Raw genomic sequence first — 15,777 nt, forward strand, 5'->3', positions numbered from 1 at the left:
TCCCTCAGTCCAGGAACGCCGTCTCGACCCAGCGGCGTACCGCGTGCGGACGCATCCGGTGCAGCCGGTCCACGGTGTCGGCGACCTCCTGGGCGCCGCCCACCGACAGGAACTTCTCCCGCACCAGCTCGGCATGGCCGGCCCGGGTCTCCGGACCTGCGGCGCCGACCGGGATCAGCCGGGTGCGCGAGACCGTACGGCCGTCCGTCAGCCGTACCGTGACCCGGGCGCCGGTCGCCTTCGTGGACCGGGAGAAATCCCGGCCGTCGCTCTCCAGCACGCCCACCAGATCCACCAGTTCGTCGCCGCCGAAGCCGCGCAGCCACGGCACGGCCCGCTCCCCCGCCTCGCGCACCGCTTCCCCGAACGGCGCGTCGGACAGGAAGAGTTCGCGGGTCATCTCCGTGTCGTGCTCCAGCCGGATCCGCTTGGCCAGCGCCCAGCGGTCGGGGTCGTCCAGATACGGCGGGGAGAAGTCGTCCACGCCGAATCCGCCGGTGAGCAGGGTGGTGGCGACCGGGTAGGGCACGTCCAGGACCAGCGCGCCCAGCGGGGAGCCGGGGCCGGTCACGTACCGGGCGGCCCGCTCCCCCGCGAACAGTGTGTACAGGGACGCCTCGACCACCACCTCGGCCACGTCGCGCGGCCGTACGGCGCCGAGTTCCCGGTGGATCTCGGCCGCGCAGTCGACGGCCGCGTCGATGCCGGGGCCGCCCGGGTGCATCTTGAAGGACAGGGTGTCCGTGTGCCAGCGGCGGCCGAGCCCCTTGGCCACCGCCTGGGGCAGCGGCACGGTCGCGAAGCGGGCCAGGAAGCCGTCGCTGTGCTCCATGATGTCCGGCGCCCCGCGCAGCCCCGCGTACGCGGCGTCGCAGGCGTCCATCGCGGTGCGCACCGGGGTGAAGGTGTTGAACAGCCGGGCGTCGCTGGCCAGGAAGGCCCGCATCAGCGGCCAGTTGGGCATCGCGAAGGCCAGCCCGAAGGCGTTCTCGAACAGGGTCGCCGGAGCCCGGTCGCAGTGCAGCCGGCCGGCCACCGCGCCGGCCAGATGGGTGTGTACGGCGCTCTGGCCGCGCAGGGGTCCGAGGGTGGCGGAGGCGGTGATCCGGGCCGCGCACTCGTTGGCCGCGACCACCGCGGTGAGCAGCGAGAGCCCGTCCAGCTGACGGGCGTAGGCGAAGGCGAGCGGGACGGCGACCGTGGAGTTCGACAGGTGTCCGGCGTACGCGGTGTCGTCCAGGTTGAGCCAGGAGCCGAGCGCGGCGAAGACGCCGGCCGCCTGCCGTGGATCGCGCTGCATGGGGTGCCCGAAGGCAGCCACCAGCCGTCTGCCGAGCGGGTGTTGGAGGCCGGCGCGGATGGAGGAGATCTGCGACAGCACCTGGCTCGCGGCGAGCTTCAGCACCCGGCACGGGATGTCCTGCGGGCGCAGGGTCGCGGCCCAGTGCGAGAGTTCCCGCAGCGGGGTGTCGGCGGGGGTGCGGCCGCGGGCGGCCCGGGGCGGGGTGCGGGCCTGCTCGGCCCAGTCGGCGCACAGCGCCCGGGCGACGCTCTCCGCTAGGACGGCGGTCATGGCGGTACACCTTCCGTGCGTGCGGCTGGACGTCCAGGGGAACGCGGCCGCGGGAGCACCGTCGCGTCCGGTGCTCCCGCGGGTGCGTGGGCGGTGTTACGCGGCCGGGACCTTGTCCAGGAAGCCGTAGACGGCCTTGATCCTGCCCTCCTCGTCGGTGACGAGGACGTCGAAGCCGATGGCGACCGGTTCGGCGCCCGGCTCCGTCACCAGGCCCCACTGGAAGCGGGCCTGCTGGTGGTGGGCGTCGACGGTGCCGTGCAGCTCGAAGCCGAGGCCCTTGAACTGGTCGCGGGCGCCGGCCACCACGGCTCCGAAGCCCTCGTGGCCCTCGACCGCGACGAGCGGGTCGATGTACGGGGCGTCGGCGGTGAACAGCTCGGCGATGGCCGCGGCGCGCTTGTCGGCGTCGGCCTCGTTCCAGATGTCGAGGTAGCGGGTGACGGTGGTGGTCAGGTCGCTCATGCGGGCGATCTCCTCAGGTGACGTGCTTCTTCGGTTCTTCGGACAGGTGGTTCAGGGGGTGGCGGGCGCCCATACCGGCAGGGCTCCGGGGAGCACCTCGAAGGTGGCGGTGGCGCCGATGCCGTGCTGGTACTCGCCGTCGTGTTCCAGCGGGAGGCGGCGGCCGTCGGTGCGCTCGACGGTGATCGTGCGCCCGCGGGCGTAGACGGTCGCCGGGTGGTCCATGTGCCGTGCGGTGAGGGTCAGTTCGGGTACCTCGGCCGCCGGGACGGCGCCGCCGATCACACAGACGTCGAGCAGTCCGTCGTCGAGCAGCGAGTCGGGCAGGACCAGGAACCGGCCGCCGCGGTAGCGCCCGCCGCCGACGTTGGCGAGGACCGTGGGGCCCTCGTGCACCACGCGGCCGTCGACGGTGACCCGGCCCGGGTACGGCGGGTAGCCGGCGGCCGTGTCGGCGAAGGCGCGGGCGTAGCGCTCCCGCCCGGTCAGCGGCAGGTCCCGGGCGGTGAGCAGCGCGTCGGCGATCACACCCGAACAGGCCCCCAGATACACGTGGTTGCGGGTCTCGGCGAGGCGGGCCAGGTCCAGGCGGCGCAGCCGGGCGCTGCCGCCGATGCCGTAGTCGGTCAGGATCGCCTTCAGGGACTCGCTCCAGGGGCGGTCGCCCCACAGCATCTTGTAGCCGGAGTTGCCGGTGCCGCCGGGCACCACCGCGAGGGTGGCGTTCCCGGTGACGGGCACCAGGCCCTGTACGGCCTCCCGGACGGTGCCGTCCCCGCCGATGACGACGACCAGATCGGGTGCTCCGGGGGACGCCCCGGCGGGCCGTTGCAGGGCCCGGCGCACCGCGACCGTGGCGTCGCCCGGACCGGTGGTGCGGTGCACCTCGGTGTGCTCCAGACAGGAGACGCACAACTGCCGTACTTCCTCGACCAGTTGCGGTGAGTGGCTACCGGAGGCCGGGTTGGCCAGGACGAGGGCCCGGGTGGGAGCCGGGGCTGCGGTGTCTGCCATGGCGGGCGTACTCCTTCTCGTCGGACGGCACCGGGGCGACCGGGGCTGTCCCGTGCTTCCCGGTGCCGCGGCGTTCCCCACTGTGCCGGGAGGCGCTGACACGGCGCTGACGCCCTGCCCCGGGCAGCGCGGTGGGGTCACCAGGTGACCGGCAGCTCCTCCAGGCCGTACACGATCGTGTTCCGGCGGAAGCGGACCTCCTCCGGCGGCACGGCCAGGCGCAGCGTGGGGAAGCGGGCGAAGAGGGCGCTCAGGCACACCTCCAGCTCCAGGCGGGCCAGCGAGGCGCCGGGGCACAGATGGGCGCCGAAGCCGAAGGCGAGGTGGCCGGAGGCGTTGCGGTGGATGTCGAGGCGGGCGGCGCCCGGGTAGACCGACTCGTCGTGGTTGGCGGCGGGAATCGCGACGATCACGCCGTCCCCCTCGCGGATCCGCGCCCCGCTCAGCTCGACGTCGTCCACGGCGGCGCGTACCTGGTTGTCCTGCGAGATGGACCAGTAGCGCAGCAGCTCCTCGACAGCGGGCCTGAACAAGGCCGGTTCTGCGCGGAGTTCGGCCAGCTGGTCCGCATCGCGCAGCAGACTGAGGACGCTGAGGCTGATCTGGTGGGCCGTGGTCTCGTGCCCGGCCACGAGGATGAACCTGGCCATGGCCACGAGTTCCTCGTGGCTCAGTTCGCCGCTCGCCACGTAGCGGGTGGCCAGCCGGCTGATCAGGTCGTCCTGCGGCTCCGCGGTGCGCCGGGCGGCGAGCCGGTCCAGGAACCGCGACATCGTGAGGAAGGCCGCGTATGTCTCCTCCGGGCCGGCCTCCTGGGAGAGGATCACCCGGCTCTGCTCGGTGAAGTCCGCCTCGTCCTCCTCCGGTACGCCGAGCATCCGGGCGATCACCAGGGCGGGGAGCCGGACGGCGAAGTTCGCGACCAGGTCGACGGGGCGGGGGCCCGTCTCCAGCTCGTCCAGCAGTTGCGTCACGAGGAGTTCGACCTCGGGGCGCAGGGCGCGGGTGCGGCGGGCGGTGAACTCGGTCATCGCCATGCGGCGCAGCCGGCCGTGTTCCGGGTCGTCCATGCGGCTGAAGGACATCACGCCGGGTTCGGGGGGCAGCTGGATCCTTATCGGGAAACCGGGCTGCTGGTCGTCGGCGCTGAAGCGGTCGTCGTTGAGGACCTGGCGTACGTCCGCGTGGCGGGTGACCAGCCAGGCCTCGCCGCCGCGGATGCGTACTCTCAGCGGGGGCCGGTCTCTCAGTTCCGCGTAGGCGTCGGGGGGTGCGTAGGGGCAGGAGCGGGGCATGGGCCAGGCGGGGAGTTGCGGCATGGGTTCCTCCGTTTTTTTGTTGCATGGCTGACGGGCACGCGGAGTTCCTTTCGCGTGCCCGTCGGGTGTGGATTGCCTATGCGCCTTGGGCGTACGGGTCGTTGGCGGCTGCGGGTGCGTCGTCGCTGATCGCGCCCACGCGGCGGTAGCCGCAGATCAGACACAGCCCCGCGCCCCTATGAAACGCACCCCATGCTCAAAAGCTCAGGAAACCTCCGACCTCCGCGGCAGCAGCTGCACCAGCAAGGCCACCACCGCGCAGATGCCCGCCTGGACCAGGAGGCCGGCGCCGAAGGCGTGGGCGTAGGAGTGGGGTGTGACGTGCTGGCCGGCCACGCCGAAGAAGACGACACCGATGGCCGCGATGCCGACGGCGTTGCCCATCTCCTGGGCGGTGGAGAAGACACCGGAGGCCGCGGCCGCGTGGTGCGGGGCGACTCCCTCCAGGACCAGCGACGCGAGCGGGGCGACCACGAAGCCCATGCCGAAGCCGGCGAGGACCATGGCCGGGATGCACCAGGCGACGGCGCCGCTGCCGCCCAGCTCCCACGCGGTGGCGGCGAGCGCGATGTTGCCGGCCGCCTGGATCAGCGCGCCGACGGTGAGGACCTGCTTGCCCAGCTTGGCCGCGGCCTTCGGTGCCTGTGCGGAGCCGATGAAGAAGCCGAGGCCGAGCGGGATGAACAGCAGACCCGACTGGAGCGCGGACAGGCCGCGGCCCTCTTGCAGATACAGCGCGAGGACCAGGAAGAAGGAGGCCATCGCGGCGAAGAACACCAGCAGCGAGACGACGCCCACGCCGAACGCGCGGTCCTCGAACAGGCTCGGGTGGACCAGCGGCGACTTGTCGCGGGCCGCCTTGCGGCGCTGGGTCCACCAGAACGCGGCCAGCAGCGGTACCGCCGCCACCAGGCACTCCCAGGTCCAGGTCGGCCAGCCCTGCTCGCGGCCCTGGACCAGTGGCAGCACGATGGCCGTGAGGCCGGCGGTCACCAGGATCACGCCGGTCCAGTCGAGGCCGGTGTGGCCCTCGGCCCGGGACTCGGGCACCACCTTCGGCGTGAGCAGCAGGACCACGGCGCCGATCGGGGCGTTGATCAGGAAGATGGTCCGCCAGTCCCAGCCGAAGATGTCGGCCTTGATCAGCAGGCCGCCGATCAGCTGGCCGAAGACGGCCGAGGCGCCCAGCGTGATGCCGTAGGCGTTGAACGCGGCGACCCGGGCCTTGCCCGCGTAGGCCGTGGTCAGGATGCCGAGGACCTGCGGGATGACGAGGGCGGCCGCGGCGCCCTGCACCGCGCGCGCCACGATCAGCTCGGCCATGTTCGGGGCGATGCCGCAGGCCAGCGACGCGAGCGTGAACAGGCCCAGGCCGATGGAGAAGACCTTCCGGCGGCCGTAGAGGTCACCGAGCCGGCCGCCGGTGATGAGCATGGCGGACAGGCCGATGTTGAAGGTGGCGGCGACCAGCTGGATCTCGGCGCTGGTCGCGTGCATGTTCCGCTGGAGCGAGGGGATGGCCACGTTGACGATGAAGAAGTCGACGTTGGTGATGAACAGGCCGGCCAGCACGACCCAGAGCGCGCCCCAGGCGGGCTTGCCTTCGGCCTCCTCGATGTCCGGGGGCGGTGCGGCCGAGGCCGCGCTGCCGGTCAGTTCCGCTTCGGTGGTCATGGACGACCCTCCTAGGTCGTTTCGTGCTGGTGGGGAGTGCCGAAGGTGTCGCGGAAGCGCGAAGGGCACGGGACGGCACTCGGTACGACAGTCCTCCGGGCACTGTCCCGCGCCCCGCTGACACGGCGCTGACACCGGCCCTGCGCGGTCAGCGCACCTCGGCGGCTGCCAGTCGCTGCAGCCGGTGCGCGAAGTGCGCGGTGACGGCCGCGGCGTGGGTGTCGATGTAGAAGTGGCCGCCCTCGTACTCGCTGTGGCCCAGGTAGCCGGGGCTCCGGCCGGCCCAGTGGGTCATGGCGTCCGGGGCCTCCTGGAGCGGGTCGCTGCGGCCGCCGTAGGAGGCGAGCGGGCAGGTGACGCCGGCGCCGTCGTCGTCGTAGTCCCCAGAGACCCTGAGGTCGGCGCGGAGTGCGGGCACGACCAGGGCGAGCATCTCGGGGTTGTCGTAGATCTCAGCCGGGAAGGACCCCAACTTCTTGATCCACTCGATGAGTTCGGGTTCCGGCATCCGGCTCTGCTCCTCGGTCGGCTTGAAGAAGCCCACCGGCGACCAGCCCGACATGCCGACCATGACCGGTGCGGGGCCGCCCTCCTCCTCCATGCGGATCGCCAGCCGGAACGCCAGCTGGGCGCCGAGGCAGTGCCCGAAGAGGGCGAACGGCCGCTCGTCCAGGTCGTTCAGCACGGCCTCGTGCAGGGCGTCGAGCAGCGGCCAGAAGTTCTCGTACGTCTGCTCCTCGCGGCGGTTGTGGCGGCCGGGCAGGGTGACGGCCTGCGGTGCGATGTCCGGCGGCAGCAGCCGTTCCCAGTCGCGGTAGATGATGGCGCCGCTGCCGGCGTGGGGCAGCAGGAACAGCCGGATCGAGGCGTCGGGTGAGGGCTCCACGGGGTGGAACCAGTGCCCCTCGCTGGACATCTGACTGCCCAGGGTGCCGATGGCGGTGGTCACGGTTGATTGCTCCCAACGGTGGTGGACGGGCCGAGGGCGCGTACCGCGGGCAGCAGCACCTCGGCGATCTCCTTCAACTGGGGCTCGGGTTCGAGCGATCCGATCCGTACGACCAGGTGCCGGGCACCGGCCCGGACGTAGCCGCCGAGCCACTCGGCGCACTTCTCGGCGCTGCCCCAGGCGTAGGCCTGGATGCTGCTCATCTGCTCCAGGGAGCGGCCGTAGTAGTGACTGATGTAGTGCTCCAGTTCGGCCTTGGCGGCCGGTTCGCTGCTGTTCACTGTGACCGTGGCGTACAGCGCGGGGGTCACCGTGCGGCCCGCCTCCGCGGCGAGTTCGCCGATACGGCGACGGGCGCGGGCGTAGGCGTCGACGTCCGGGAGGAAGGGGAGCCAGCCGTCGTAGCGGGTTGCCGCACGGGCGAGGACCTTGGGGGTGTCGCTGCCGGCCAGCCACAGGGGCGGGCCGCCCGGTACCGCCGGTGCGGGGAGCCGGTCCAGGTGTTCCGCCTGCCAGAACCTCCCCTCGAACTCGGCGGGTTCGCCGTCCTCGCCCGACCGCCAGGCCGTGCGCCACAGCGCGGTGATCTCGTCCAGACGGCCGACGCGCCCCTGGAAGGAGGCACCGACCGAGGCGAACTCCTCCTCGGTCTCGGCCATGGGGAAGCCAGAACCGAGGCCCAGGATCAGCCTGTCGGCGGCGACATGGCTGAGGCTCGCGATCATGTTGGCGCCGATGAGGGGGTGGCGCAGGGCGGGGGTGAGGGCGGCCGTGCCGACGGTGATGCGGCGGGTGGCGGCCGCCGCGGCCGACAGGACTACCAGGGGGTCCAAGCGGGGGCGGGCCGTCAGTGAGTCCCCGGCCCACACGGAGTCGAAGCCGAGGGCTTCGGCCTGGCGGGCGAAGTCGAGCAGGGGTGCGGCCGCGTAGCTGCCCTTGATCGCCTGTTCACGGGTGGGCAGCTGGATTCCGATACGCAGGGAGTCCGCGTGCATGTTCAAGTCCTTTTCCGCCGGGTGATTTTGAGGCACTGTCATAGTGCGTGGCCCAGCGGGTCCCTGGGGGGTGTTGTCAGTACCTCCCGCACCGCGCGGCGCAGGATCTTGCCGGACGGGTTGCGTGGCAGGGAGCCCGTGAAGTGGTATGTGCCCGGGATCTTGTAGTCGGCGATGCGGCCGCGCAGGGACAGCAGGAGTTCCCGGGGGGTGGCCGTCGTGCCGGGGCGGAGGACCACCACCGCGTGGACGCTCTCGCCCCAGCGGTCGTCGGGCAGGCCGACCACCGCGGCCTCGGCCACCGCCGGGTGTGCGGCGAGGGCCTTCTCGACCTCCGCCGGGTAGATGTTCTGCCCGGCGACGATGATCGTGTCGTTGATGCGGTCGCAGAGGTGGAGGTAGCCGTCCTCGTCGAGGTAGCCGGCGTCGCCCATGTGCAGCCACTCCCCCACCAGGGTGCGGGCGGTGGCCTCGGGCAGGTTCCAGTAGCCGAGCATCCGGGAGGGCGTGCGGACGCAGATCTGGCCGATGGCGCCGGGTGGGAGTGGTTCGCCGTCGGGGGCGATCACCTTGATCTCGGTGCCGGGGCAGGGGCGGCCCACCGAGGTCAGCCTGGTGCTGCCGGGGTGGTGGGCGGCGGGCGGGAGGCACACCGCCACGCTGCCGGTCTCGGTGCTGGCGTAGATCTGGGCGAACTCGCAGTCGTACGTCTGCAGGCACTGCTTGAGCAGCGTCTCGGACATGGGGGCGGCGCCGTACGCGATCTTGCGCAGGGAGGTGAACGCCTCGGGGCCCGCCTCGCGTTCGGCGGCCATCGCCTGGAGCATCGCGGGGGCCGCGAAGGTGGTCGTCACGCGGTGGGCGCGGATGAGCCGTACGGCTTCCTGCGGGTCGAACCGGGGCATGATCACGTTCGTGCCGCCCGCGTTGAAGGTGTGCAGGAACCAGCCGATGCCGGCCACGCCGAAGCCCGGCAGCGAGATCAGGGCCACGTCCTCGGGCAGCCAGTCGATCCAGTCGACGCCCGCGGTGCGGCTCGCGTGCGGCAGGGTGAAGAAGCTGCGGTGGGCGAGGACGGCGCCCTTGGGCAGACCGGTGGTGCCGCTGGTGTAGATCTGGATGACGGCGTCGTCCGGGCCGGTGCCGGGCGTGAGGTCGGTCTCGGGCTGGTCGGCCGCCCAGGCGAGCAGCCCGGCGCCGCGCGCGGGTTCGCCGTCGGCGTCGGTGCCGTCGACCCGGATCACCCGGCGCAGTCCGCGCAGTTGGTGTCGGACCGTGGCGACGGTGTCCCAGAACTCGTCGTCCACGAAGATCAGTGCGGCGCCGGAGTCGCGCAGGATGTGGTCGACCTCGTGCGGGGTGAGCCGCCAGTTGACCGGGACCAGGACGGCACCCGCCTTGGCGCAGGCGATCATCACGAGGTAGTAGGTCGCGGACTCCCGGCCCAGGTAGGCGACCCGGTCGCCGCACCGGACGCCGCTGGTGTGCAGGGCGTGGGCGGCGCGGTTGCTGTCCCGGTGGAGCTTGCCGTAGGTGGTGACCCGGCCCTCGCAGACGATCGCCGGGTGGTCCGGGCGGCTTCCGGCGTGGGCCCGCAGGGAGTGGTGCAGCGTCCAGCGCTGCCTCGGTATGTCGGTCATGGTGGTGTCCCGTCCCAAGGGGGTGTCGTCCGGATCCTGTCGGCGTCGCGGGGTCTGGCACGCACATCTGCGGCGTTGTCGTCGGTCGCCGACGCTCCGCGTCGACGCCTCCTCCGCCTTGCCGTTCACGCTGCCGGGGCGAGCTGCCCGTCGACGAACCGGGCGAGCGCGCGGACCGTGGGGTGGTCGTGGGTGAGGGAGGCCGGCAGGGGCAGCCGGAACGCCTGCTCCAGTGCGGCCTTGACCTGCTGGGCCATCAGGGAGTCCAGGCCCAGCGAGACGAACTCGCCGTTCGGGTCCAGCTCGTCGCCCTCCTCCAGGTGCAGGACGGCGGCGACCTTCTCGCGGACCACGGAGGTGACTGCTGCCAGGCGTTCGGTCTCGGGCAGCGCGGCCAGTGCCGTGCGGTCGATGCCGGTGCCGGTGTCGTCAGGGGTCTGCCGGGCGAGCCGGTCGTAGAACAGGTCGCCGGTGACGCTGCCGCAGACATAGCGGTCCCAGTCGAACTCGCCGACGATCCGCTGGGTGCGCGGGCGCCCCCAGAGCCGGGCGAGGGTGTCCAGGGCGCGGGTCGGCGAGAAGAAGCGGACGCCGCTGCGTTCGATCTCCTGGCTGAGGTGTTCCTCCAGCCGGGCGGACATGCCGACCCGGGCCCAGGCGCCCCAGTTGACCGACAGTCCCGGCACCCCGCGCCGGCCACGCCACTCGGCGAGCGCGTCGAGGGCGGCGCTGGCGGCGGCGTAGTGGCCCTGGGTGGCACCGCCGAGTACGGAGGCGATGGAGGAGTAGGTGACGAAGAACTCCAGCTCGGGGAAGGATTCCTCGGCGGCCTCGTGCAGCAGCCAGCCTCCGTAGGCCTTCGCGGCGAGCTGGGCGTCGATGGACTCCCAGGTCAGCTCCGAGATCAGTTTCTTGTCGTAGGAACCGGCGGCGTGCACGATCCCGCCGAGCGGGTACGGACCCGCCGCGAGGTGCCTCACCAGCCGCCGCACGTCGTCCGGGCGGGAGACGTCGGCGCGTACGACGTCGATCTCGGCGTCGGCCGCGAGGTCGGCGAGCAGCGCGGAGGCCTCCTCGGTGGCCCGGCCGCTCCGGCTGACCAGGGTCAGGTGCCGGGCGCCGAGGGCGGCCAGCCTGCGGGCGGTGACCAGGCCGAGGCCGCCGAGCCCGCCGGTGACCAGGTAGGTGCGGTCGGCGCGGAGTCCGCCCGGGCCCTCCTCCACCGCGTCCGCCTGCTGCTCGGCGGGATCCTCGGGCAGGGTGACCCAGGCCCGTCCGGCGGGGTCGGAGAGGGCGGTGCGCAGGGCCTCGCCGGTCTCGTCGAGCCGGAAACGGGGAGCGGCGTCGTCGGAGCCGGTGGCGTGGACGACGGCCGGCGCGGAGACGGTGAGGGTGGAGCGGAAGGTGCCGTCGTGGCGTACGAGCACCTCGTCGCCCGGCGCGAACCCGGTGCCGTCGGCTGCGGCAAGGACAGTGCCACGCGCCAACTGCCCGAGCAGCGGCGGGGGTTCCTCCTCTCCTTCGGCCGCGCGTTCCGCCCGGCCGGTGTCCAGCGCGGTGCGGGCGTCCTCGGCGGTGAGGCCGACGGACGTCACCCGGACCTGGACCTCGTCGGCGCCCGGTGCCCGCTCCGTGACCGAGGCCAGTGCCAGGTCGGAGAGGTCGCCGGAGTCGGAGGCGCGCAGTTCGAACCCGCCGCTCCAGGTGAGCGTGGTGTCTCCGGCAAGGAGCCGGCGCACGTAGCGGCGGCCGGGGCGGTGGGCGACCTGGTACTCGCCGGGCGGCTCGGCCCGCCACTCGGCGGCGAGCGGGGCGAGGCCGCTGCCGGGGGCGAGGTCGACCAGGGTGGCGCGGTACTGCGGGTACTCGGTGAGCAGCACCCGGCCGAAGCCCCACAGGGTGGCGGCGCCGAGGTGACCGCCGTCGCCGGCCGGGTCTCCGGGCAGCCACTGGGCGCCCTCGGTGACCAGCCACAGCCGGGGCGGCCGGGCCGCTGCCTCCAACGCGCCGGTCAGTGTGAGGAGTTCGCGGTAGTTGTCCTCGCACTCGGCGCGCAGCCGCTCGGCCGACATCGGCTCGGGGCGCTGGCGCCACAGCCTGCACACATCGGTGACGGTGGGGTCCTCCAGGGCGGCCTTGAGGTCGGTGGGATCGGTCAGCCAGGTGACCTTCAGGCCGGGTTCGGCGGCGAGTTCGGCGGCCCGGGCGGCGGACGGGTCGAGCAGCACCACATGCCGGGCCGGGGCGTGCCCCGTGGCCGGCAGGGCGCGGCGCACCCAGTCGGGGCGGTGCAGGAACTGACGGCGGCCGGCACGGCCCTCGGGCCGGGCCATACGCACCCCGAGCAGCTCGGCGACCGGCTCGCCGTTCTCCAGCAGCAGCACATCGGCCAGCCGCCGGTCCTGCTCGCCGCGCACCCGGGCGAGGACGCGGAGCATCTCGCCGCGCGGCTTGCGGAAGTGCCGTACGGCGGCGATCTCGCGCGGCACGAACACCGGGCCCTCGGGGTCGAGGACGACCAGCGCCTGCACGGCGGCCTCCAGCAGCTCGGCCGGGACGTGCTCGACGGCGGTGGCGTCGCGGCCGGTCAGCTCACCGGTGACCAGTCCGTCGCCGTGCCGGGTGGCACGCAGCAGCAGCCGCATGCGGGGGCCCTGGGGGCGGCCGACGGAGGCGAGGTCGGTGTAGATGTCCTCGTCGTCGATCTCCAGCCCGCCGGGGGCCAGCGTGGCGTCCAGCTCGGCCAGCTCCGAGACCGGGACCAGGGGTTCGGGGTCGGCGGCGACGACGGCGGTGGCGTGCAGGTTCTCCTCGCCGCCGACGACCGTGAACACCTCGACCTCGGCGCCGCCGCCGTGCCGGGGCCGCCAGCGGGTGGTCAGCGCGGTCACGGTCTCGGCGGGCAGCTCCAGCGGCGCGAGCAGCTTCAGGTCCCGGACGGCGGAGCGGGCGTGGCCCTGGACCGCGTCCTGCACGGCGAGCAGCAGGTCGACATAGGCACCGGCGGGCAGGACGGTACGGCCGCCGTCGGCGAGGTCGGCGAGCGCGCCGAGTTCCTCGGCCGTGAACTCGGCGGTGAACTCCCGTACCCCGCTGGCGAACCGCTCCTCGATGCCGAGCAGCGGATGGCGTGCGGTGCCGTTTCCGGCGGAGCGGCGCGGGGTGACGGAGGGCAGCCAGTAGCGCTTGCGCTGGAAGGCGTACGTCGGCAGGTCCACGCGGGCGGGCACGGGGTGTCCGGTGTGGTAGCCGGTCCAGGAGACGGTGAGGCCCGCGGTGTAGTAGTCGGCGAGCGCGGTCAGGGTGGTCGCGGTCGTGGTGTCCCGGCGGCGCAGGCTGGCCAGCCACAGGTGGTCCTCGACGGTGACCCCGCGCCGGGCGAGCGCGGTGAGCCCGGCCTGCGGGCCGATCTCGACCATGGCGTGCCGGCCACGTTTGGCGACGGCCCGGATGCCGTCGAGGAAGCGGACGGGTTCACCGATGTGCCGTACCCAGTAGTCGGGGTTGCCGATCTCGCGGAGGCGGGCGAGGCGTCCGGTGACGTTGGAGATCAGGCTGATCCGCGGCTCGTGGAAGGTGATGCCGTCGAGGGCGGCGCGGAAGTCGTCGTAGACCTCGGCCATCAGCGGGGAGTGGAAGGCGTGCGAGACCTTGAGCCGGTCCACGCGGACGCCCCTGCCCTCCAGAAGGCCGACGACCTCGTCCAGGGCGGCGGTGGCGCCCGAAATCACGGTTTGGTCGGGGGCGTTGACGCCGGCCAGTGCCAGGTCGGGGTGGCCCTGGAGCAGGGGTTCGATGTCCTCGACGGGCGCGGTGACGGCGGCCATCCCGCCGTCGGTGCGCACGGCCTGCATCAGCCGGGCGCGGGCGGCGACCAGCCTCACGGCGTCGGGCAGGTCGAAGAGCCCGGCCGCGGCGGCCGCGACGACCTCGCCGATACTGTGCCCGATGAGCACGCTGGGACGGGCGCCCCAGGCCATCCACTGCTGGGCGAGGGCGTACTCCAGGGTGAACAGGGCGGGCTGGGTGTATTCGGTGCGGTCGATCGCCTCGGGGTCGGTGGCGGTGCCGAGCAGCAACTCGCGTACGGAACGGCCGAGGTGGGCGGCGAACAGCTCGTCGCAGGCGTCCACCTGCTCACGGAACACCGGGAAGGCCGCGTAGAGGGCGGCGCCCATGCCGGCGTACTGGGAGCCCTGGCCGGTGAACAGGAACGCCGTCTTGCGGATGCCCGAAGGTCCTTCGTGCTCCCGCTCGGCGGCCCGGTCGAGGAGTGCCGCCAGCGCGGCCCGGTCGGCGACCGGTGCGGCGATGCGGTAGGGGTGGTGGGCGCGGGTCGTGTTGGCACTGTGGCAGAGCGCCGCCAGGGGCCGCTCGTCGACCAGTTTGCGGTACGCGGCGGCCAGTTCACGCAGAGCCGGGGCGTTCTTGGCGGAGAGGGTGAACAGCGGTGCCGCCCCCGCGCCCGTTTCACGCTCCACGGGCTCGGGCGCCTGCTCCAGCACCACCGCGCCGATGGTCCCGGCGAACCCGAAGCTGTTGACGACCGCCCGCCGGACCCCGGCGTCCCATGGCTCGCAGGCGGTGGGCACGCGCAGTGGATACAGGTCCCAGGGGATGCGTCCGGAAGGCGTCGAGAGGTTGATGTGCGGATAGATCGTGCCGGCCCGCAGCTGGAGCACGGTCTTGATGACGCCGACGATGCCGGAGGCGGGCTCCATGTGGCCGAGGTTGGTCTTCACGGAACCGACCAGCACCGGGCGGTCCTTGGAGTGCGAGTCCACGAACACATCGCCGATGGCGCCGAACTCTATGGGGTCGCCGAGCGGGGTGCCGGTGCCGTGCGCCTCGACGTACTGGATGTCCTCGGGAGCCAGGTGGGCGGCGGCCAGTGCGCTGCGGATGACCTTCTCCTGCGCCGGTCCGTTGGGCACGGTCAGGCCCGCGCTGTCGCCGTCCTGGCCGACGGCCGTACCGCGCACCAGGGCCAGGACACGGTCGCCGTCGCGTTCGGCGTCGGACAGCAGCTTGAGGACGACGATGCCGCAGCCCTCGGCGCGCGCGTAGCCGTCGGCGGACTCGTCGAAGGTCTTGCAGCGGCCGTCGGGGGCGAGCATCTGGGCGTTGGAGAACATCACGGGGATACGCGGGTGGTGCAGGGCGTTCACGCCGCCGCACAGCGCGATGTCGGTCTCGCCCGCGCGCAGGGCCTGCACGGCGAGGTGCAGGGCCACCAGCGAGGAGGAGCAGGCGGTGTCGACGCTCATGCTCGGGCCGCGCCAGCCGAGGAAGTACGACAGCCGCCCGGAGAGCGGGAACATGGTGATGCCGGAGGCCAGATGGCCGTCAAGTTCCTCGTACGGCAGCGAGTCCAGCTCCAGGGCGTAGTCGATGGAGCTGGCGCCGATGTAGACCCCGCCGTTGCCGCGGCGCAGCGGCGCCGGGTCGATGCCGGCGTGCTCCAGAGCCTGCCAGGCGGTCTCCAGCAGCAAGCGCTGCTGGGGGTCCATGTAGCGGGCTTCCTTCGGGGAGATGTTGAAGAAGCCCGCGTCGAACAGGTCGATGCGGTCGAGGAACCCGCCGGCCGAGGCGATGATCTTGCCCTTGTCGTCGGGGCCCTCGGGGGTGAACGCCTCGACGTCCCAGCGGTCCCGCGGAATCGGGCCGATCCCGCTTGCGCCCTCCTTCAGGAAGGCGTCGAACTCGTCGGGCGAGCCGCTGCCGCCGGGGAACCGCAGACCGATTCCGACGATCGCGACCGGCTCGGGCGCCTGCGCTGATTCCGTACGCGGCATGGAGCAACTCCTCAAGCTTCCTGGATGGCCTGGGTCAGGTGGTCCACGAGATGGGCGATCGTCGGCTCGTTGAAGAGCACGCTGACGTTGATCGACAGATCCAGGAGCTGTTCCAGGCTCTGCCGTATCTCGGTCAGCCGCAGCGAGGTGAGGCCGAGATCGAAATAGCTGATGTCGAGCGGAAGATCCTCGGAATCGGCCATGAGCAGAACGGCCCGGAATTTCCCGAGGACGATTCCCTCGATTTCTTCGGCGAGTTCGCTGCGCGGCAGCTCGCGCAGGCGCCGGCTCGTGCTGTCGACAGGTGGCATGCGCCTCATGCAAGCAGCGCAGGCTGACGCCCCACTGACAGA

General features: G+C 72.6%; 10 protein-coding genes. All 10 read right to left on the reverse strand.

Translation table 11 applies throughout. From position 1 onward, the window contains the following. Window positions 1-4: 4 nt before the first annotated feature. The 10 genes from AV521_RS39130 to AV521_RS39175 all read right to left on the reverse strand — a co-directional run bounded on the left by AV521_RS39130 (window position 5) and on the right by AV521_RS39175 (window position 15,735). On the reverse strand, window positions 5-1,573 hold the full coding sequence (locus AV521_RS39130) for an MmgE/PrpD family protein (RefSeq protein WP_079249624.1): 1,569 nt from the start codon (window positions 1,571-1,573) through the stop codon (window positions 5-7). Window positions 1,574-1,669: 96 nt separating this feature from the next. Then, on the reverse strand, window positions 1,670-2,038 hold the full coding sequence (locus AV521_RS39135) for a nuclear transport factor 2 family protein (protein WP_076095753.1): 369 nt from the start codon (window positions 2,036-2,038) through the stop codon (window positions 1,670-1,672). A gap of 51 nt (window positions 2,039-2,089) precedes the next feature. Continuing rightward, window positions 2,090-3,052, reverse strand: coding sequence for a diacylglycerol kinase family protein (locus AV521_RS39140; RefSeq protein ID WP_076095755.1), 963 nt, complete (start codon window positions 3,050-3,052; stop codon window positions 2,090-2,092). 137 nt (window positions 3,053-3,189) lie between these two features. Further along, entirely contained in the window at window positions 3,190-4,371 is a 1,182-nt protein-coding gene (locus tag AV521_RS39145) for a cytochrome P450 (RefSeq protein ID WP_076095757.1), read from the reverse strand. Between the two features lie 204 nt (window positions 4,372-4,575). Next, the gene (locus AV521_RS39150; protein WP_076095760.1) at window positions 4,576-6,045 is read right to left on the reverse strand and encodes an MFS transporter; all 1,470 of its coding nucleotides are present in this window, start codon (window positions 6,043-6,045) and stop codon (window positions 4,576-4,578) included. A gap of 148 nt (window positions 6,046-6,193) precedes the next feature. Next, a complete protein-coding gene (locus AV521_RS39155) occupies window positions 6,194-6,961 on the reverse strand; it encodes a thioesterase II family protein (protein ID WP_076095813.1) in 768 nt (255 codons plus the stop codon). A gap of 29 nt (window positions 6,962-6,990) precedes the next feature. Then, complete coding sequence (locus tag AV521_RS39160) at window positions 6,991-7,989, reverse strand: LLM class flavin-dependent oxidoreductase (RefSeq protein WP_076095761.1); 999 nt, start codon at window positions 7,987-7,989, stop codon at window positions 6,991-6,993. A 38-nt stretch (window positions 7,990-8,027) separates the two neighbouring features. Continuing rightward, window positions 8,028-9,629, reverse strand: a complete 1,602-nt coding sequence (locus AV521_RS39165) for a long-chain-fatty-acid--CoA ligase (RefSeq protein WP_076095764.1) — start codon at window positions 9,627-9,629, stop codon at window positions 8,028-8,030. A 125-nt stretch (window positions 9,630-9,754) separates the two neighbouring features. Beyond that, a complete protein-coding gene (locus AV521_RS39170; RefSeq protein WP_076095766.1) occupies window positions 9,755-15,424 on the reverse strand; it encodes a type I polyketide synthase in 5,670 nt (1,889 codons plus the stop codon). An 11-nt stretch (window positions 15,425-15,435) separates the two neighbouring features. Beyond that, window positions 15,436-15,735 (reverse strand): acyl carrier protein, encoded by a 300-nt coding sequence (locus AV521_RS39175; RefSeq protein WP_076095768.1) that lies wholly within the window; start codon window positions 15,733-15,735, stop codon window positions 15,436-15,438. Window positions 15,736-15,777: the final 42 nt, after the last annotated feature.

It is taken from the genome of Streptomyces sp. IMTB 2501 (assembly GCF_001953885.1).
Lineage (GTDB): Bacteria > Actinomycetota > Actinomycetes > Streptomycetales > Streptomycetaceae > Streptomyces.

What these genes read in the sequence shown, in the direction of transcription:
- AV521_RS39130 (WP_079249624.1), bottom strand. Translation starts at nt 1,573, where the DNA reads ATGACCGCCGTCCTAGCGGAGAGCGTCGCCCGGGCGCTGTGCGCCGAC.
- AV521_RS39135 (WP_076095753.1), bottom strand. Translation starts at nt 2,038, where the DNA reads ATGAGCGACCTGACCACCACCGTCACCCGCTACCTCGACATCTGGAAC.
- AV521_RS39140 (WP_076095755.1), bottom strand. Translation starts at nt 3,052, where the DNA reads ATGGCAGACACCGCAGCCCCGGCTCCCACCCGGGCCCTCGTCCTGGCC.
- AV521_RS39145 (WP_076095757.1), bottom strand. Translation starts at nt 4,371, where the DNA reads ATGCCGCAACTCCCCGCCTGGCCCATGCCCCGCTCCTGCCCCTACGCA.
- AV521_RS39150 (WP_076095760.1), bottom strand. Translation starts at nt 6,045, where the DNA reads ATGACCACCGAAGCGGAACTGACCGGCAGCGCGGCCTCGGCCGCACCG.
- AV521_RS39155 (WP_076095813.1), bottom strand. Translation starts at nt 6,961, where the DNA reads ATGTCCAGCGAGGGGCACTGGTTCCACCCCGTGGAGCCCTCACCCGAC.
- AV521_RS39160 (WP_076095761.1), bottom strand. Translation starts at nt 7,989, where the DNA reads ATGCACGCGGACTCCCTGCGTATCGGAATCCAGCTGCCCACCCGTGAA.
- AV521_RS39165 (WP_076095764.1), bottom strand. Translation starts at nt 9,629, where the DNA reads ATGACCGACATACCGAGGCAGCGCTGGACGCTGCACCACTCCCTGCGG.
- AV521_RS39170 (WP_076095766.1), bottom strand. Translation starts at nt 15,424, where the DNA reads ATGCCGCGTACGGAATCAGCGCAGGCGCCCGAGCCGGTCGCGATCGTC.
- AV521_RS39175 (WP_076095768.1), bottom strand. Translation starts at nt 15,735, where the DNA reads ATGCCACCTGTCGACAGCACGAGCCGGCGCCTGCGCGAGCTGCCGCGC.